The organism is Parvibaculum sedimenti (genome assembly GCF_009184905.1).
Taxonomy (GTDB): Bacteria; Pseudomonadota; Alphaproteobacteria; order Parvibaculales; family Parvibaculaceae; genus Parvibaculum; species Parvibaculum sedimenti.
In genome coordinates this window covers 66,066-82,566 of sequence record NZ_WESC01000014.1, presented here as the reverse complement: position 1 = coordinate 82,566, position 16,501 = coordinate 66,066, and the positions used below count along the sequence as shown (strand labels likewise).

The window sequence follows — 16,501 nt, the reverse complement described above, 5'->3', positions numbered from 1 at the left end:
TCCGCCATCGCCCGGCTCAAGGGTGTTGCTTCGCCGCATTGGCGATGAGATCGTCCAACTCACCGCAAGCGTGGCCGAGGGCGATGATGTCGCCATGCGTCAGGTCGTCGGCGATGGCGTGGCTCTGGACCTGAAGCTGATGCGCCTTGCGGGCGTCGCTTCCCTGCTCCTGATGAACGATGGCGGCGATGCGCGCCTGCTTGTCGCGGAAATCCTTGTGGGAGCAATCCGCCGAAGCGACGGAAGGCAGGACCAATGCGAGCATCAGGACGGTCCCCGACGCGATCTTCTGGAACATGTTCTCCACCCTCGTTAAGGACGCGACCTCCCGGACACGCGCCGATGGAGCCGGACTATACGCTTTCCGGCTCCGCCAAACATCCCAAATGGGAGCGGCAAAATGCGTCAGGCGATGTTCAGGACGATCTTTCCGAAGTGGGAGGCACCCGCCATCGTCATGAAGGCAGCACGCGCATCTTCGAGCGGATAACGCTTGTCGATAACGGGATGGATGTCGTTGACCTCGATCGCACGGACCATATCTTCGAAATGTGCCCGGCTGCCGACCGAGATGCCGGTGATGCGAAGGTTCTGCGAGAAGATCGCGGCAACGTTCACATCCTTCACCAGACCAGACAGAATGCCGATGACGGCGACATGTCCACCGATACGCGCCGCCATGATCGACTGCGACAGCGTGTCCGCTCCACCTACCTCGACGACATGATCGACGCCATAGCCGCGCGTGAGCTTGCGGGCTTCGTCCGCCCAGGCCGGCGTTTTCCTGTAGTTGATGGTGAGATCCGCGCCGAGCGCTCTTGCGCGTTCGAGCTTTTCATCAGATGACGAGGTGATGATGACGCGCGCGCCCGCGGCCTTGGCAAATTGCAACGCAAAGATCGAAACGCCACCCGTGCCCTGAAGCAGAACGGTATCGCCCGCCTTGATGCTTCCTTCGACGACGAGCGCGCGCCAAGCGGTGAGCGCGGCGCAAGGAAGCGTCGCAGCTTCTTCCGCCGTATAGCTCTTCGGCGCTTTGGCGACGCCTTCGGCGGAGAGCTTGATGTAGTCTTGCGCGCAACCGTCGAGTGGACCACCGAGGGGCTGCGAGATCGCGGCAAGCGACGGGCCGCCCGAGAACCATGTCTGGAAGAATTGCGGGCAGACATGATCGCCGAGTTTCACCCGCGTCACGCCCGCGCCGACTTCCACCACCTCGCCCGCGCCATCCGACAGCGGCACGAGGGGCGCGCCCGGACCCGAGCGCCCAAAGCCATTGACCGTTGCGAGATCGCGATAGTTGAGCGATCCAGCCTTGAGCCGAACGACGATTTCACCCGGCCCGGCCCTCGGCACCTCGCGGGTTTCAAGCTGAAGGTGGTCGATACCGACGCCGTCTTTCAGAACGATAGCGCGCATGTTTGTCTCCCTGTCGAGTTTCTGTTTGCTCAATAACTGAACGCGTGGGGAGTCTTGTCAACGCACAAAGATTTGAGGGAGTTCGCGCGGCGCATTGACCTTGCGGCATGCCGCAAGGGAAGCACGACCTACCTCGGCGTGTCGCCCTTGATCTGCGTGCGATGCATGACGCGGCGCTGCCTTCCGTCGAACGCATCGCGGCGATGAATAGCGCAGCGGTTATCCCAGATCAGGAGATCGCCTACCCTCCACTGATGCGTCCAGGCGAATTCCGGCTTGGCGCAATGCGCCCAGAGCGCATCAAGGAGGCGCTCGCTTTCTTCGAGTTCGAGACCTTCGACATAGGCATTGAGACGGCGACCGAGATAGAGCGCTTTGCCGCCCGTCACCGGATGAGTGCGCACCATCGGGTGCTTCGCACCCGGCGCCTGACGCACATTGAGGACGGCGCCCGCGCCGGCGCGCAATTCGCCGACGCTGGTGGTGCTGGAGTCATGATTGGCGAGACGCCCTTCGGTCGCACGCCTCAATTCGGCGGGCAGCGTTTCATAAGCCTTGTACATATTGGCGAAGCTCGTGTCGCCGCCACGATCTGGAATTTCGAGCGAGTAGAGAACGCTCGCCATGGGCGGCTCCGCGACATAGGACATGTCGGTGTGCCACTCGGCCTCCTTGTCGCCCAACGCGCCGATGGGTTTTCCGTTCTCGACCACGTTCGAGATGATCCAGATTTCCGGCCGCGACTTTTCCTGTGCGCCCGCATAATCGGTGGCGCTGGCGGGCGCGATGTCGAGAGGGCCGAAATGGCGCGAGAAGCGAATGAGATCGTCGTCGGTAAGGTTCTGGCCACGAAAGAGCAGAACGATGTGATCTGCCCACGCCTCTTTCAGCGCCGTCGCGTCGCCGCCGCTCAAGGGCTTCGAAATATCGAACCCGCGAACCTCAGCACCCAGCGCCGCGCCCGTGGGCAGGATCTCGATCGTCATCGTTACTTCCCTCTTCTTCCAACACCAGCAACGGCCCACCGCTCCAGCGTGCACCGATGATGAGCGTGCCGAAAAATGAAACGGCGCCGACAGCGGCGCTCAACAGATAGGCCCGTGGTCCGAACGACTGGTAGAGCGAACCGGCGGCCAACGTCATGGCACCCATCATAACGCCCGCCGAAAGAGATGCGTAGAGGCTCTGCGCGGTGGCGGCAAGCGAGCGCGGCGTGGCACGCGCCAGAAAATGGATCGTGCCGAGATGCGCCGCGCAATAGGTGAAGGCATGGAGGGTTTGAAGCGGAAAGAGCACCCAGAGCGGCGGGCTCATGGCCGTGACACCCCAACGCAGGACGGAAGCCGCCGCGCCGAGCGACATCATACGCACAGCCCCTACCCTCGCCACCACCTTGCCCGAAAAGGCGAAAAGGATAATTTCGGCCACGACACCGACACCCCAGAGAATGCCGATCACTTCGTTGCTGTAGCCGAGCTTCTGCCAATTCAACGTCCCGAAAGCGTAATATACCGCATGGGTCGACTGGATGAGGCTCGCGGTCACGAGACCGATGAGAAACAAGGGTTCGCGGGCGATGGCAAGCGCGGCGCGGAGCTGACCGCCATTCCGTGTACTGCGCATCCGGGTTGGCACTTCCGGCGCAAGGAGATAGGCGCCAGCGAGATTGACCATGATCGCGAGGATGAGACAGGTGGAAATGACGAGCGGGCTTTGCCACCCGAGCAGCCAGCCGACGCCGAGGCTCGCGCCAATGAAGGTGATGGAGCACCAGAGGCGCACACGTCCGTAATCGATGCCGTGGTCATGCGCCGCCTTCATGGCCAGTGCCTCAATCAGCGGCGTGATCGACGGCCAGAGCGACATCAGCAGCAGCGTGACGAGGAATATCTGCCAGAAGCCGTTGCTCACCGTATAGAGGCAGACTGCGATCAGCGAACCCCAGGCAAGCGCGATGACGACACGGCGGCGATTATCCAGCCGGTCGGCGAGGAAGGCGAACAATGGCCCCGCGGCGATGCGCAGGAACATGGTCGCCGCCATGATGATGGAGATTTCCTGGGGTCCGAGCCCCTTCGCCTTCAGCCAGACGGGAAAGAAAGGCACCTGCACGCCCGAGAACAGGCAGAGCGAGGCATAGAAGACGGACAGGCGTAGTGCGAGCGGCATGATGTGGCCCGAATGACCCCCGAGTGACCCATTTGTCCGGGCCGCTCAGTCATAGCCGATGGGATAGCCCGCGCAAGAGGGGGGCAGCTCCCCCGACCGAGGAGGAGCTGCCCGATTTCAGCCTAGCCGAGGGCCGGGAAGACGAAGCGGCGGGCTTCGACGCTGCCGAGCAGGAAGTCCCAGATCTTGCTCTCAAGACCGGCGGCCCAGGGAGCTTTCGAAACCTCGGCGAGGGCCTGAAGCTCGATCAGGAGCTTCTTCAGGGCGTCGTTCGAAGCGTCGAGCGCGCGAACGCGGAGCGACTCGTCCTTCGTCGCAGAGGCGGCATCGAGCCTCTTTGCGAGATCCTTGTCATCGACGATCCTGGCCGCTTCTGCGAAAAGCGCGCGCAACTGCGCATTCTCCTGGTAGCGGATCTCGGCGGCACGATCGACTTCCTGCGCCATCATCAGCATCGACATCGAAATGATGCCGACGCTTCCGAGCGTATATTCGCCACCGAGCTGCGGGGCTATGTCCATCAACAGAGTGCCGGCGAAGCCGCCGAGCATGACGTCTGCATCGGGTTTCATGCGCGGGCCTCCTTCGACAGGGCAGCGAGTTCCTTCGCAAGCACCCGGTTGTGAACGTCGGTCGGATAGATGCTCGACAGGGCGAGGATCGGATCGCGATTCGCGCCCGATTGATATTCCTTGCCCGCCGAAATCCAGATGGCGAGACCCTTCAGCGAATTGAAGATCTCCCACCAGCGCAAGCCCTTGGGATCGATCTCAAGGCCACTCGCCTCTTGCCAGAGGCGCAGCGATTCCGCGCGGCTCAACATGCCGCCCGGACGCTCCTTGTTGTCGAAGCCCCAGAGCGGGTCGGCCGCCCAGCACAAATCCTCCAGCGGATCGCCGAGATGGCACATTTCCCAATCGAGGATCGCCTTGATCTCCCCTTCCGGATTGAAGAGGAAATTGCCGGTGCGGTAGTCACCATGCACGACGCAGATCTTCTGCGCGGGCGGCGGCGGATTGCGACGCATCCAACGAATGGCCGCGCGGGCGACCGGCTGCGGGCAAAGCTCATCCTCGTCGATGACCTTTTCCCACTTGTCGAGTTCGCGCTTCCAACTTTCATCAGGCGCGACGGGCTCCATGCTGACGCCGAGCTTCTCCGGATCGGCGGCAGCGATGTGACCGAGATGGGTCCAGAATTGCTTGCCGAGCTTCTCCGCAAGCGGACCATAGGGATCGGGCGTGAAGGGCGCGCCCGCCGCGCAACCGACTATCTGTTCCATCACGAAGAAAGGCCGATCGAGCCATTTCAGATCGGTTTCGAGATAGAGCGGCTCCGGCACCGGCAGGCCCGTGGGATGAAAAGCGCGATAGGCGTTGTATTCCAGATCGCGCTCGGTCTCGATGAGGCTCGCCACAGGATCGCGACGCAGGATGAGAGGACGCACCACGCGATGCCCGCCCTCGTCCCAGGCCGCATTGAGCCGGAAGGTTTCGCGGCTGGCGCCGCCGTGAATGCGCGAGACGTCCGCGACCTCGATATTCGAAGCCTGGGGCATCTTGTGCGCAAGGTAGACACCAAAGCGCCTTGCAAGTTCTTCCATGATGCCCTCTCAGCCCTTGAACGGATCGAGGATGTCGCTGAAGCCGGACGGCGCATGCGGGCCGATGATGAGCTGCTCGAGAACGCCCGAGCCCGCGCGCGTCGAACCGTCGGGCAGCGTCAGCTTCGCATCGACAAAGGCCTGGATGTGGAGGTGCGGCGGCACGTAGCTCGGCACTTCGGAGAGCTTGAACTCCTCATAGCCAACCGCGAGCTCGCCCTTATAGGCACCATGCGACCATTCGGGATGGCCGTAGCCGAGGCCCAGCATGTAGAAGTTCCACTTGGGCGTGAGGTCGATGCGCGACCGGCCACCCTTGTGGTGGTCGAGAAAGATGGTCGCGGATTTGGCATGGCGCGAGCCGGGAATGTACTGAAGCTCCGAATGGCAATTCGAAATTTCTTCCGGCTCGCCGCCTTCGGGGCACATGACCGCGTTCTGGTTCCACGCATCGCCATGCTCATCGTCATTGACGTGATAAAGCGTGATGCGGTCTTCGAAGTTGAGCGGCGCCCAGAGCCAGTAGAACTGGAAAGGCATGGGCGGAACCATGGGCTGCGGATCGGAAGCGCCGATGGTCCGCACACCCCAAGAACGGTCGCGTGTACCCCAGAAGGTGTCGCGCTTCACCTCGAACCGCTGGCCCTTCACTTCGATCCAGCCTTCGTAAGTGCCGTTCTGCGTGAGGCGCGTGAGGTCCATAAGCGTGCGCGGCCCGTTGCGGCGCGTGAAGCGCGGCTCCTTCAGGGCGCGGGTGCGCGCATGGAAAGTCACATCGGCGCGGATGCCATGTTCGTTGTCGGCGACACGGATGCGGAGCGACTGCAGCGGCTCGACGACATCGACCGAGATCGGACCGACATGCGTGTCCATGCGCTCCATGTTGAGGAAGCGCGAGGCGTGGATATTGTGCTGCACACCGTTCACGACGACGCAGAAGGACGCATCCATGATGTTGATATGCGGGTAGACGCCCAGCGCGGCGGCGAAGAAAACGTCTCCCGATTTGGTGTAGCCGTTGAAGAAATAACGGTCGTAGAAATTGCGGTCCGTGCCCGAATAGGCAATCGGCTCCGCTGTTTGATGAATCGGAAAATCATCCGCCTTGGTAAGCATGGCAAAACCTCCCCTGGCCGACCTTGCCGACCGTTATTTTCGTGTTTTGAGAACAATGAAGTGCGGCATCGGCGCGGTCAACACTCGCGCCACATGCCGCTACGTCAACCAACGAAGGAAAACCGGCGCCTCATAAGGCGCCGGCTCCTTATCGTTCAGTCGAGTTCGATCATGTCGAAGTCGGCCTTGGGCGTTCCGCACATTGGACAGATCCAGTCGTCCGGTATTTCTTCCCATTTTGTGCCGGCAGGAATTCCTTCCTCCGGCAGACCTTCGGCTTCGTCATAGATGAAACCGCAGGTCCGGCATTGCCAGGTTTTCATGAAACGCTCTCCCTCCTAGAGATGCGCTCAATGCATCTTGTAACGGATCGGGACCGACTTCGGTCCGCAGACGAAGTTCGCCTGCATCAGCCTGGGCGTACCGTTCAGCTCGACGCTCTCCAAACGCGGCAGAAGCTCTTCCCAGAGCACACGCATTTCCATGCGGCCGAGATGCTGGCCGAGGCAGACATGCGCGCCATAGCCGAAGGCGACATGCTTGTTGGGGGAACGGTCGATCTTGAACTCGAAGGGATCGGCGAACACGTCCTCATCGCGATTGCCGGACGGATAGCAAAGCATCATCCAGTCACCCTTGGCGATCTTCTGGCCATGCACTTCGGCGTCGGCAGTCGCCGTGCGCATGAAGTGCTTCACCGGCGTCACCCAGCGGATCGTCTCTTCAAGGAAGGACGGGATGAGCGAGGGATCGGCCTTGAGACGTTTGAACTGGTCCGGACGCTCGGCGATGGCCCAGAGGCCGCCCGCCGTGGTGTTCGAGGTCGTGTCATGGCCCGCTGTTGCGGCGATGATGTAGTAGGACATGGCTGCAAAATGATCGAGCGGCTGACCGTCGATCGTCGCATTGGCGATGAGGCTGGCAAGATCCTCGCGCGGCTTGCGGCGGCGGTCTTCGGTCATCTCGTTGAAATAGGTGATGAACTCACCCACCGTCTCGGCGACGGCGGCGAGACCGGCCGCCGGATCCTTCACCTCGGCACCGAGGCGATTCAGCTCGGGGTCGGCGCTTCCGAAAAGTTCCTGCGTCAGCTTGAGCATGCGCGGCTCATCGACCTCGGGCACACCGAGCACTTCCATGATGACATGCAGCGGATAGAGGAAAGAAATGTCGCGGGCGAAATCGCAGGTGCCACCCTTCTCCGCCATGCGATCGACAAAGCCGCGCGCAATCTCACGGATGCGGTCTTCGAGCTTGCGCAGGTTCTGCGGCAGGAAGGCGCCCTGCGTAATGCGGCGATAGGCCATGTGGTCCGGGTTATCCATCTGGACCAGCGAACGGACGAGGTGCGGCGAACCGCCCATCATCTCGCGCACCTTCTGGTCGACTTCCCGGGGCGTCAGCGTCGCGGCGCGGTCGCCATTGTGGAAGAGATCGTTCTGCCGCTCGACTTCCTGAATGTCGGCATGCTTCGTCACCACCCAGAACGGGTCGTAGTCCGTCGGCGTCGCCTGGGCGAGGGGCATTTCCTTGCGGAGAAACGAGAAGGCGTCGTCGATACGCTTTCCATCGGCATAGGCCTTCGGATCGACAATGGTGTCGGCGATTTCCTGAGGAATCGTCATAGGTTCTCTCTCCCTGTTCTACCGCCCCGTTCAGTCGTTGCCGTCGCAGGCGGGACGCCGGACCTCTCCGGCGGCATTGGTTCTTGGGATGAATGTTGCTATACGTCCAACAACTATGTAAATAGAAAATATGTCGCTCGAGACCGAAAAGCATGCGCCCGCTCGCCGCACCCAGGCGGAACGGCGCGCCCAATCCGACCGCAGCCTGCTGCTCGCGGCCGCAGAACTCATTGCAGAAGAAGGCTTTCAGGCAGCGACCTTCGAAAAGGTGGGCGCACGGGCCGGCTATAGCCGCGGCCTCGCCAGCCAACGATTCGGCTCGAAGGACGGGCTGATCGAGGCGCTGATCGACTATCTGCATGATCGGTCGGACGAACTGGCGGCGGGCCATCACATCGAAAACCTCTCCGGTCTCGAAGCGATTCTCGCCTCGGTGGACGTCTATCTGCGGAACCTCGAGGAGGAGCAGGCGGTGCGCTCCTATTTCGTCGCCCTGGCGGGTTCCGTCGCCACCCTCTCCCGCCTGCGAACCGCATTTGCCGCCTCTCACCAGCGGGCGAAGGAACGCTTCCGGACACTCATCGAAAAGGGCCAGAGAGACGGCACGGTGGCGCTCGACCTCGTGGCCGAGACATCGGCGCTCATGGTGGGCAGTCTTCTCCTCGGCATCAGCACCCAATGCCTGATCGATCCGACGACGGACCTTCCCAGCGTCCGCGAGGCCGCGCTCAACACGCTTCGCCGCAGCCTCGGCGCGCCGAAATAAGGCCGGTCAGGCGCGGGTCACCGGCGTTGCGCCGAGATCCTGATAGAAGCGCAGCAGATAGCCATCCGGGTCCTGCACGAGGAACTGACGATTGCCGAGAAGCTCGTCGTCGCGGCGATACCACTTCTCTTCCATCGGCCGGAAGAACGGAACGCCATGCGCCTCAAGCGAGGCATGTAGCGCATCGACATCGCCGACGCGTATCTGGAAGTTGATGCCGCGCCCGAAAGGCGCCGCAAGCTCCGCCGTATTCCATATGCGCTCCGGATCGACGGGCTGCTCAATCATCAGCTGCGCACCTTCGCGGACGAGGAAGGCGAAGCGCTCATCGCCGCGCATGTAGAGAATCTCGAAGCCGAGCCCGTCGCGGTAGAAGCCAAGGCTGCGATCGAAATCGCTTACATATAGTTCCGGGACGAGCGGATTGAGCCTCATGGCAAGCCCAACATCCGCAGAAAGTCATCGACCGCGTTCGTATAGCCGCTCGGAAGGCCAAGCTCTTCATTCACCTCGCGATGCGTGAGCGCGACCGGCAGCACGCCGACGCGGCCACCCATCGCCCTCGCCTTCTCGGCAAAGGCGCGTCCCTGCGGGCAGGAGTCCTCGCGCTTTGTCGAACAGACGATGAAGATGGGTTTCGGACGCCCCATCAGGCGTTGATAGGGTGAAGCCTTTTCCCAATAGGCAGGGTCGTCGCCAAAGGCGCGGTCATAGAAGCGGTAGTGCTTGGCGTTCATGATTTCGGGCACGTTCATCGCGCCGCTATCGAGCGACACCGTGCCGAGCCAGGGCTTCGCGCCCTGAGCAGCCGCGATCCTTGTGTCCGCGGTCAAAAGCATCACCAGATGCGCGCCCGCCGAATGCCCCATCAGAACCACACGCGCCGGATCTCCGCCCCATGAAGCTGCATTGTTCTGCACAAAGGCGAGCGCCCGCGCGACATCGTCCGCCTGTGTTACAGGATCGGCATCCGGGATCATGCGGTAATTGACCGACACGAAGATCACGCCCCTCGGCACCCAATGCGCGACCTTGTTCTCGACCACACGATCCATTTCCTTGTCGCCCACGGCCCATGCGCCACCATGCACCATCAGGATGATCGGCGCGCCTTTCACGCCTGCAGGCATGAAGACATCGAGGCGCTGGTCCTTGTAGCGGCCATAGGGAATGTCGCGCTCGACCTTCGTGCCTGCCGGAATATCCATGCGCTTGTTGAAGAGCCCTGCAGAAGCTGGAGCCGAGATAAACAAGGCAACGATCAGGGAAAGAATCCACAACGCACACGACCTCATGAAAAATCTCCTTGGGTCAGTTTTTTACCTTGCCGCATAGGCCCTTCCGTCGGCTTGGGCGATTGCACTTCTTCGCCTAGACTGCGCGTCATCAACATGCCCGCTAAAGGAAACAGGATCATGAAACTCTGGCTCACCATCGGCGCTCTGTCTGGCTTCCTCGCGGTCGCGCTCGGCGCCTTCGGCTCTCATGGTCTCGCCCATCGCGTGCCGCCGGAGCAGATTACCACCTTCGAAATTGGCGTCCGTTACCATATGTATCATGCGCTCGCGCTGCTGGCGGTCGCCTGGCTCGCCTCACGCGAGCCGAGCGCCCTCGTCTCGACGGCAGGCTGGGCCTTCGTCGCGGGCATCGTGCTTTTCTCGGGCTCGCTTTATTTCCTTGGACTGACGGGCAGCAAGGCGCTGGTGCTGGTCACGCCCCTGGGCGGCGTCGCCTTCATGATCGGCTGGCTCTGCCTTGTCGTGGCGGGGCTCAAGCTCCCGTCTGCGGGATAAACCACGAAATCGCACACAGCCCCGCTGGACAGGCCACACCCCGCTCCCTATCTTTATCACTATACCACGGTCCAGTTTCGTGGAGAGACCCGAAAACGGGCGAAGTGGGGAGCAGGCATGGGCGAACAGGTTCTGATCATCGGCGCAGGGATCGCCGGACTTTCGACGGCACTGGCGCTCGGGCCGACGGGCCGCGAAATCACGATCCTCGACCGTGACCCGCCCCCGCCTGAAACCTCCGCCGACGAAGCATTCGAGCAATGGGAGCGGAAAGGCGTCGGCCATCTGCGCCACAGCCACGCCTTCCTCGCCCGGCTGCACAAGCTCATTCGCGACAATTACCCGGACCTCATGAAGGACCTGCTCGATGCGGGCTGCGTCGAGATCGGTTTTGCCGAGAATATTCCGCCGAAGCTCCGCCACCTCTACAAACCGGTGCCGGAGGATGACGACCTTACCATTCTGACCAGCCGCCGCACGACACTCGAACTTGTGATGCGCCGCTATGTGGCCCGCCAGCCGCATATCCACTTTCATACGCCGACGCGTGTGCGCGGTCTCATTACCGAACGCAGCGCCGGCAGTTTGCGTGTGCGGGGCGTGATCGCGGAGGATGACGATACGGGCCGGCGCGAGATATTCGCCGACATCGTGGTCGATGCAGGCGGCAAGAACAGCCTCGGCATCGATTGGCTGCGCGAGAAAGGCGCAGCGATCAATGAAGTGGCGGCGCCCGCGGGCATCGTCTATTTCACGCGGCATTATCGCCTGCGAGATGGCGTGGAGCCGCCGGAGCGTGGCGACGCGCCCGGCGCGGCCGACATGCGCTACATCAAATACGGCCTTTTCCCCGCCGACAACCGCTGCTTCTCGATCACGCTCGCAGTGCCGGAAACCGAAATGGAAATCCGCCGCTGCATCGTGAAGCCCGAAACCTTCGACGCGATCTGCGCGGAGATTCCGGGCATCGCCAAATGGACGGCGGCGGAGACATCGGAGCCGAAGGGCCGCGTCTATGGCATGGGCGAGCTGGTGAGCCGCTGGCGCTATATGATCAAGGACGGCAAGCCCGTCGCTCTCAACTATTTCCCCATCGGCGACGGTCTCATCCGCACCAATCCGCTCTACGGGCGCGGCTGCTCCTTTGCCGCCGTGTCGGCGCATATCCTGCGCGACGTGCTCGAGGAAACGCGCGACGCGGCTGAACGCGCCGTCAAATACCACGCGAAGGTCGATGCGGAGCTGCGCCCCTATTACGACACGATGGTGCAGCAGGACATGGCCGCGATCCGCACCGCGAAGAACGCACTCGATCCCGACTACAAACCAGGCCTCAAGGCGCGGCTCATCGGCAGCTTCGTCGAGGACGGCATGATGACCGCCATACGCTCCGACATGCAGCTGATGCGCGCCTTCATGCGCGGCTTCCACATGATCGAGCATCCCTCGCTCTGGCTGAAGAATCCGTGGAACTTCGCAAAGGTTCTTTTCATCTGGGCGAAGGGCAAGAAACGCAACGCCGCCTTCTATCCGCCGAAGCTCGGGCCCGGCCGTCGCGAAATGCTGTCCAAGCTCGGCCTTTCGCCGACGGCGGATTTCGAGCGGCTGAAGACGGCGGCTTAAAAGAAACAGGGAGGACACCACATGGCATTTCCAGAGCCGTATTACGTCAAGACGAACGGCATCGACATGGCCGTTTATGAACAGGGCCCGAAGGACGGCGTGCCGGTGGTGTTGTGCCACGGCTTTCCCGAACTCGCCTATTCATGGCGGCACCAGTTGCCCGCGCTTGCCAAGGCAGGCTTCCGAGTCATCGCGCCGGACCAGCGCGGCTATGGCAACACGGTGGGCCCAAAGGGGCCGGAAGCCGTGCCGCTCTATGACATGAAGCATCTGACGGACGACCTCGCCGGAATGCTCGACGCGCTCGGCCTCGAAAAGGCGATCTTCGCCGGCCATGACTGGGGCGGCATCGTCGTCTGGCAGATGGCGCTGCGTCATCCCGACCGCGTGTCAGGCGTCATTGGCGTCAACACGCCCTTCATGCCGCGCTCCCCTATCGATCCCATCGAAGGCATGCGCGCCGTCTTCGGCGAGGACATGTATATCGTCTTCTTCCAGAAATATGGCGAGGCCGACGCGCTGCTCGACAAGGACGTCGCCCGCTCCATGCGCTTCTGGTATCGCAAGAGCGGCATGACGCTTGCCGAGTTCGACGCGCGGCCCGCGTCTGAAAAGAATCTCGCCTTCCTCAAGGGTTTCGCGGCGGATGAAAGCCTCTGGCCGGGCAAGGTGCTGCTCAACGAGGAAGAGCTCGCCTATTACACGGCCGCTTTCAGGAAATCGGGCTTCACCGGCGGCATCAACTGGTACCGGAACTTCTCCCGCAACTGGAAGGACTCCGAAGGTCTCGTCGAGAAGGTGAGCGTGCCGAGCCTTATGATCTCGGCGGCGGACGACATCGTGCTCCGGCCTTCAATGGCGGACGGCATGGAGCGATTTGTTCCAGACCTCGAAAAGCATGTAATCCCTGAGTGCGGGCACTGGACGCAGGCAGAGCAGCCGGAAGCGCTCAACCGGCTGATGACCGACTGGCTGAAGCGCCGCTTCGGCTGATCCCTCGCATCGACAAGCGCCCCGGGACCGAATCCGGGGCGTTTTCGCATGCCCCGAAAGCGGCTTACATAATTGTTAGTGGGTTGTTGGAATCCCCCCTAGCCGTTATGATCCGCCGCCATTTTGAATGCGACGCAGCATGGGGTAAATGAGGGGTTAGCCCCGATTTGACCGCGCCGACTGCGGCGACGAAATAAGACAAGGAAGACGACGCATGTCGCAGCAGGCGCTGGAACGGGAAGACGCGGCCGAAGCTCTGATCGAGCCGGCGCCCGCCGCGGAACATAGGGACAAGCATTCCCGGCTCGCGGCGATTGCCGGCGACCGGCCGCTCCGCATCCTGCTGCCGAGCTACCGCTCGAACCCGACCACGGGCGGTCAGGGCGTCTATATGCGCCACATCTCCAAGGCACTGGCCGATATGGGCCACCAGATCGACGTGATCTCCGGCCCGCCCTATCCCGAGCTCGACCCCCGCGTGAAGCTCATCAAGCTTCCCTCCCTCGATCTCTATGCCAATCCCCATCCGATCAAGTCGCTCCGCCCCTGGATGTTTGCCTGGCCGATCGACCTTTATGAGTGGTTCGCCCATGCGACCGGCGGCTTCTCCGAGCCCTATACGTTCTGCGAGCGCATGGCGCGCTACGTGCGCGGCACGGTGCAGGATTACGACATCTGCCACGACAACCAGACGCTGGGCTGGGGCCTTCTCAAGCTCCGCGACATGGGGCTGCCCATCGTCGGCACCATCCATCATCCGATCACGATGGATCGCCGCATCGACATCGAACACGCCAAGACGCTGACACTGAAGATACTCAAGCGCCGCTGGTATTCTTTCCTCAACATGCAGATCAAGGTCGCGCGCGAGCTCGATCCGCTGATCGTCGTCTCCGAAAGCACGCGGCGCGACATCGTGAGCGAATTCGGCGTGAAGCCGGAGCGCACGCGGCTGGTGCTGCACGGCATCGACCACATCCAGTTCCGCCCCATGCCGCATATCAAGCGCCGCGACGATCTGATCGTCGCCTGCGCCAGCGCCGACGTGCCGCTGAAGGGCCTCATCTATCTCATCCGCGCCTATGCGGAACTGCTGAAGACGCGGCCCGACCTGAAGCTCAAGGTCATCGGCCGGCTGCGCGAAGGCAATACATCCGACGAGCTGCGCGCCTTCGGTATCATGGACAAGGTGGAATTCGTCGGCGGTATCACCGACGAGCAGATCACCGAGATCTATGCCGAGGCGACCATCGCCATTTCGCCCTCCGTCTATGAAGGCTTCGGCTTTCCCTGCGGCGAAGCCATGTCCTGCGGCACGCCGGTCATCGCCACCACGGGCGGCTCGCTGCCGGAAGTCGTGGGCGATGCGGGCCTCGTCGTGCCCCACTCCAATCCGCCGGCGCTCGCTCAGGCGATCGCCACCCTGCTCGACGATCCGGAACTGCGCGCCCGTCTCGGCGCGGCCGGCCGCGAACGCATTCTCAGGAATTTCAAATGGGAACGCGCCGCACGCGAGGTCACCGAAATTTACAGGCAGACAATAGCTGATGCAGACCGTCGATCTGAACGTGCTAGGGCTTAAGGAGGGCGACCGCGCTCTCGACCTCGGTTGCGGCAGGGGACGCCATGTCCATGCCATGTATTTTCACGCCCGCTGCCACGTGGTCGGCATCGACCTCGGCTTCGAGGATGTGAAGCATACGCGCGACGGCTTTGCCGCCTGTTTCGGTGCGTCGGACGAGACGCCGGGCAAGCCCGGCCTCTTCCCGGCCTGGACGGATGCGGACGAAATTAACAAGCATCACTATTCGCTCTCGGTCGGCAACGCCCTGTCCCTCCCCTTCGCGGACGGCACGTTCGACAAGATCATCTGTTCGGAAGTGCTGGAGCACATTCCCGACTACCGCCAGGCCGTGAGCGAGATCGAGCGTGTGCTGAAGCCGGGCGGAACGCTCGCCATCAGCGTGCCGCGCTTCTGGACCGAATGGGTTTGCTGGGCGCTCAGCGACGACTATCACAATGAGCCCGGCGGCCATGTTCGCATCTTCAAGGAAGGCGAGCTCAAGGGTGCGGTCGAAGCCAAAGGTCTCAAGCATTTCTACCGGCATTGGGCGCATGGGCTTCACTCGCCCTATTGGTGGCTCAAATGCGCCTTCGGCGTGAAGCGCGAGGATGTGCCTGCGGTCAACGCCTACAAGCGCTTTCTCGAATGGGACATTCTGGAGCGTCCGCGGCTGACGCGCACGCTTGAAAAGGTCGCCGCGCCGCTGATGGGCAAGAGCGTCGTTCTCTACTTCACCAAGGGAACGGCATGACGCATCTGACCTATGGCGATCCGATCCCGGAAGATTTCTTCGACGGCGCCCGCTCCCGCATTCTGGACCTGCAGCGCGATAATGGCGCTATCCCCTGGTATGACGGCGGCGTCATCGATCCGTGGAACCATACGGAAGCGGCCATGGGCCTTACCGTTATCGGCGAGGTGGAGCGCGCGCGGCTCGCCTTCCGCTATCTGATGGAAACGCAGTTGAAGGATGGCTCCTGGTGGGGCCAGCTCGGCAGCGCCGTGCCCTTCGACGAGGACGACCACTACACGGGCGGCGACGAAGGCGCGGGCAAGCCCATCCGCGACACGAATTTCACCGCCTATATCGCAACCGGCGCCTGGCACCATTATCTCATCACGCGCGACAAGCAATGGCTCGGCACGATCTGGCCACATGTCGAAGCGGCGATGCAGTTCGTCGTCGCGCATCAGAGCCCACATGGCGACATTCGCTGGGCCGCCAACGATCCGCATACGCCGGAAGACGACTCGCTGATCACCGGCTCGTCCTCGATCTACAAGAGCCTCGAATGCGCGATCCATATCGCGCAGGAACTTGGCAAGTCCTCGCATGACTGGGCGGCCGCCCGCACCCGCCTCGGCGAGGCGTTGCGCGACAAGCCGCATCGCTTCGACCGCACATGGGAGTCGAAGGCGCGCTATTCGATGGACTGGTACTACCCCGTCCTCGCCGGCGTCATCACCGGCGAAGCGGCACGCCGCCGCCTCGCCTCCAAGTGGGACATCTTCGTCGCCGAGGGCAAGGGTTGCCGCTGTGTGCTCGACCAGCCCTGGGTGACAGTCGCCGAAAGCGCCGAACTCGTCATGGCGCTGCTCGTCGCGGGCGAGCGCCAGAAGGCGGAAGCGCTGCTCTCATGGCAGCACCAATGGCGCGCCGATTGCGGCGCCTACTGGATGGGCTATCAGTTCGTCGAAAATGTTGCCTGGCCGGCGGAAAAGCCCGCCTGGACGGCGGCTGCCGTCATCCTCGCGACGGATGCCGTGACAGGTGCAACGCCCGCCTCGCGCCTATTCGCCGAGCGGACGTTGGCGGAAGCGGCGGAGTAG

Annotated in this window: 18 protein-coding genes; 7 read left to right on the top strand and 11 right to left on the bottom strand. The window is 62.5% G+C overall.

The features are described 5' to 3' along the window. Nucleotides 1-16 precede the first annotated feature (16 nt). From F2P47_RS14575 to F2P47_RS14535, 9 genes are all read right to left on the bottom strand, one after another. Nucleotides 17-298: a hypothetical protein gene (locus tag F2P47_RS14575; RefSeq protein ID WP_152217109.1), complete on the bottom strand. Its 282-nt coding sequence runs from the start codon at nucleotides 296-298 to the stop codon at nucleotides 17-19. Nucleotides 299-405: 107 nt separating this feature from the next. Next, nucleotides 406-1,419: a zinc-dependent alcohol dehydrogenase family protein gene (locus tag F2P47_RS14570; protein WP_152217108.1), complete on the bottom strand. Its 1,014-nt coding sequence runs from the start codon at nucleotides 1,417-1,419 to the stop codon at nucleotides 406-408. Between the two features lie 128 nt (nucleotides 1,420-1,547). After that, the gene (locus tag F2P47_RS14565; protein WP_152217107.1) at nucleotides 1,548-2,405 is read right to left on the bottom strand and encodes a TauD/TfdA dioxygenase family protein; all 858 of its coding nucleotides are present in this window, start codon (nucleotides 2,403-2,405) and stop codon (nucleotides 1,548-1,550) included. After that, a complete protein-coding gene (locus tag F2P47_RS14560) occupies nucleotides 2,362-3,588 on the bottom strand; it encodes an MFS transporter (RefSeq protein WP_152217106.1) in 1,227 nt (408 codons plus the stop codon). The genes F2P47_RS14565 and F2P47_RS14560 overlap by 44 nt, the downstream gene beginning before the upstream one ends. Nucleotides 3,589-3,710: 122 nt before the next feature. Then, nucleotides 3,711-4,160, bottom strand: coding sequence for a hypothetical protein (locus tag F2P47_RS14555; RefSeq protein ID WP_152217105.1), 450 nt, complete (start codon nucleotides 4,158-4,160; stop codon nucleotides 3,711-3,713). Beyond that, the gene (locus F2P47_RS14550; protein ID WP_152217104.1) at nucleotides 4,157-5,191 is read right to left on the bottom strand and encodes a phosphotransferase family protein; all 1,035 of its coding nucleotides are present in this window, start codon (nucleotides 5,189-5,191) and stop codon (nucleotides 4,157-4,159) included. Before F2P47_RS14550 ends, F2P47_RS14555 begins: the two co-directional genes overlap by 4 nt. A 9-nt stretch (nucleotides 5,192-5,200) precedes the next feature. Then, nucleotides 5,201-6,307, bottom strand: coding sequence for an Rv3169 family protein (locus F2P47_RS14545; protein WP_152217103.1), 1,107 nt, complete (start codon nucleotides 6,305-6,307; stop codon nucleotides 5,201-5,203). Between the two features lie 155 nt (nucleotides 6,308-6,462). Beyond that, nucleotides 6,463-6,630: a rubredoxin gene (locus F2P47_RS14540; RefSeq protein WP_152217102.1), complete on the bottom strand. Its 168-nt coding sequence runs from the start codon at nucleotides 6,628-6,630 to the stop codon at nucleotides 6,463-6,465. 27 nt (nucleotides 6,631-6,657) lie between these two features. Next, nucleotides 6,658-7,932, bottom strand: a complete 1,275-nt coding sequence (locus tag F2P47_RS14535; RefSeq protein WP_152217101.1) for a cytochrome P450 — start codon at nucleotides 7,930-7,932, stop codon at nucleotides 6,658-6,660. A 130-nt stretch (nucleotides 7,933-8,062) separates the two neighbouring features. Here F2P47_RS14535 and F2P47_RS14530 point away from each other — a divergent pair, with 130 nt between their 5' ends. Next, nucleotides 8,063-8,698 carry a TetR/AcrR family transcriptional regulator gene (locus tag F2P47_RS14530; RefSeq protein ID WP_152217100.1) on the top strand — a complete coding sequence of 212 codons (636 nt, stop codon included), beginning with the start codon at nucleotides 8,063-8,065 and terminating at the stop codon, nucleotides 8,696-8,698. A gap of 6 nt (nucleotides 8,699-8,704) precedes the next feature. Here the strand turns inward: F2P47_RS14530 and F2P47_RS14525 are convergent, their stop codons facing one another. Both F2P47_RS14525 and F2P47_RS14520 read right to left on the bottom strand, forming a co-directional pair. Then, nucleotides 8,705-9,133: a bleomycin resistance protein gene (locus F2P47_RS14525; RefSeq protein ID WP_152217099.1), complete on the bottom strand. Its 429-nt coding sequence runs from the start codon at nucleotides 9,131-9,133 to the stop codon at nucleotides 8,705-8,707. Next, complete coding sequence (locus F2P47_RS14520) at nucleotides 9,130-9,993, bottom strand: alpha/beta hydrolase (protein ID WP_152217098.1); 864 nt, start codon at nucleotides 9,991-9,993, stop codon at nucleotides 9,130-9,132. Before F2P47_RS14520 ends, F2P47_RS14525 begins: the two co-directional genes overlap by 4 nt. Before the next feature lie 120 nt (nucleotides 9,994-10,113). Between F2P47_RS14520 and F2P47_RS14515 the strand changes: the two genes are divergently transcribed. From F2P47_RS14515 to F2P47_RS14490, 6 genes are all read left to right on the top strand, one after another. Next, complete coding sequence (locus F2P47_RS14515) at nucleotides 10,114-10,491, top strand: DUF423 domain-containing protein (protein ID WP_204886706.1); 378 nt, start codon at nucleotides 10,114-10,116, stop codon at nucleotides 10,489-10,491. Nucleotides 10,492-10,608: 117 nt separating this feature from the next. Continuing rightward, on the top strand, nucleotides 10,609-12,114 hold the full coding sequence (locus tag F2P47_RS14510; protein WP_152217097.1) for an FAD-dependent oxidoreductase: 1,506 nt from the start codon (nucleotides 10,609-10,611) through the stop codon (nucleotides 12,112-12,114). 21 nt (nucleotides 12,115-12,135) lie between these two features. Beyond that, complete coding sequence (locus tag F2P47_RS14505; RefSeq protein ID WP_152217096.1) at nucleotides 12,136-13,107, top strand: alpha/beta fold hydrolase; 972 nt, start codon at nucleotides 12,136-12,138, stop codon at nucleotides 13,105-13,107. Nucleotides 13,108-13,321: 214 nt separating this feature from the next. After that, entirely contained in the window at nucleotides 13,322-14,689 is a 1,368-nt protein-coding gene (locus F2P47_RS14500; protein ID WP_152217095.1) for a glycosyltransferase family 4 protein, read from the top strand. Further along, complete coding sequence (locus tag F2P47_RS14495; RefSeq protein ID WP_152217094.1) at nucleotides 14,655-15,422, top strand: class I SAM-dependent methyltransferase; 768 nt, start codon at nucleotides 14,655-14,657, stop codon at nucleotides 15,420-15,422. The genes F2P47_RS14500 and F2P47_RS14495 overlap by 35 nt, the downstream gene beginning before the upstream one ends. Then, nucleotides 15,419-16,501 (top strand): prenyltransferase/squalene oxidase repeat-containing protein, encoded by a 1,083-nt coding sequence (locus F2P47_RS14490; protein ID WP_152217093.1) that lies wholly within the window; start codon nucleotides 15,419-15,421, stop codon nucleotides 16,499-16,501. Before F2P47_RS14495 ends, F2P47_RS14490 begins: the two co-directional genes overlap by 4 nt.

Bases quoted from the DNA above. Each gene is read 5' to 3' on its own strand.
- F2P47_RS14575 (WP_152217109.1), bottom strand. From the start codon at position 298: ATGTTCCAGAAGATCGCGTCGGGGACCGTCCTGATGCTCGCATTGGTC.
- F2P47_RS14520 (WP_152217098.1), bottom strand. From the start codon at position 9,993: ATGAGGTCGTGTGCGTTGTGGATTCTTTCCCTGATCGTTGCCTTGTTT.
- F2P47_RS14490 (WP_152217093.1), top strand. From the start codon at position 15,419: ATGACGCATCTGACCTATGGCGATCCGATCCCGGAAGATTTCTTCGAC.
- F2P47_RS14560 (WP_152217106.1), bottom strand. From the start codon at position 3,588: ATGCCGCTCGCACTACGCCTGTCCGTCTTCTATGCCTCGCTCTGCCTG.
- F2P47_RS14515 (WP_204886706.1), top strand. From the start codon at position 10,114: ATGAAACTCTGGCTCACCATCGGCGCTCTGTCTGGCTTCCTCGCGGTC.
- F2P47_RS14535 (WP_152217101.1), bottom strand. From the start codon at position 7,932: ATGACGATTCCTCAGGAAATCGCCGACACCATTGTCGATCCGAAGGCC.
- F2P47_RS14525 (WP_152217099.1), bottom strand. From the start codon at position 9,133: ATGAGGCTCAATCCGCTCGTCCCGGAACTATATGTAAGCGATTTCGAT.
- F2P47_RS14570 (WP_152217108.1), bottom strand. From the start codon at position 1,419: ATGCGCGCTATCGTTCTGAAAGACGGCGTCGGTATCGACCACCTTCAG.
- F2P47_RS14565 (WP_152217107.1), bottom strand. From the start codon at position 2,405: ATGACGATCGAGATCCTGCCCACGGGCGCGGCGCTGGGTGCTGAGGTT.
- F2P47_RS14540 (WP_152217102.1), bottom strand. From the start codon at position 6,630: ATGAAAACCTGGCAATGCCGGACCTGCGGTTTCATCTATGACGAAGCC.
- F2P47_RS14495 (WP_152217094.1), top strand. From the start codon at position 14,655: ATGCAGACCGTCGATCTGAACGTGCTAGGGCTTAAGGAGGGCGACCGC.
- F2P47_RS14510 (WP_152217097.1), top strand. From the start codon at position 10,609: ATGGGCGAACAGGTTCTGATCATCGGCGCAGGGATCGCCGGACTTTCG.
- F2P47_RS14550 (WP_152217104.1), bottom strand. From the start codon at position 5,191: ATGGAAGAACTTGCAAGGCGCTTTGGTGTCTACCTTGCGCACAAGATG.
- F2P47_RS14505 (WP_152217096.1), top strand. From the start codon at position 12,136: ATGGCATTTCCAGAGCCGTATTACGTCAAGACGAACGGCATCGACATG.
- F2P47_RS14530 (WP_152217100.1), top strand. From the start codon at position 8,063: ATGTCGCTCGAGACCGAAAAGCATGCGCCCGCTCGCCGCACCCAGGCG.
- F2P47_RS14545 (WP_152217103.1), bottom strand. From the start codon at position 6,307: ATGCTTACCAAGGCGGATGATTTTCCGATTCATCAAACAGCGGAGCCG.
- F2P47_RS14555 (WP_152217105.1), bottom strand. From the start codon at position 4,160: ATGAAACCCGATGCAGACGTCATGCTCGGCGGCTTCGCCGGCACTCTG.
- F2P47_RS14500 (WP_152217095.1), top strand. From the start codon at position 13,322: ATGTCGCAGCAGGCGCTGGAACGGGAAGACGCGGCCGAAGCTCTGATC.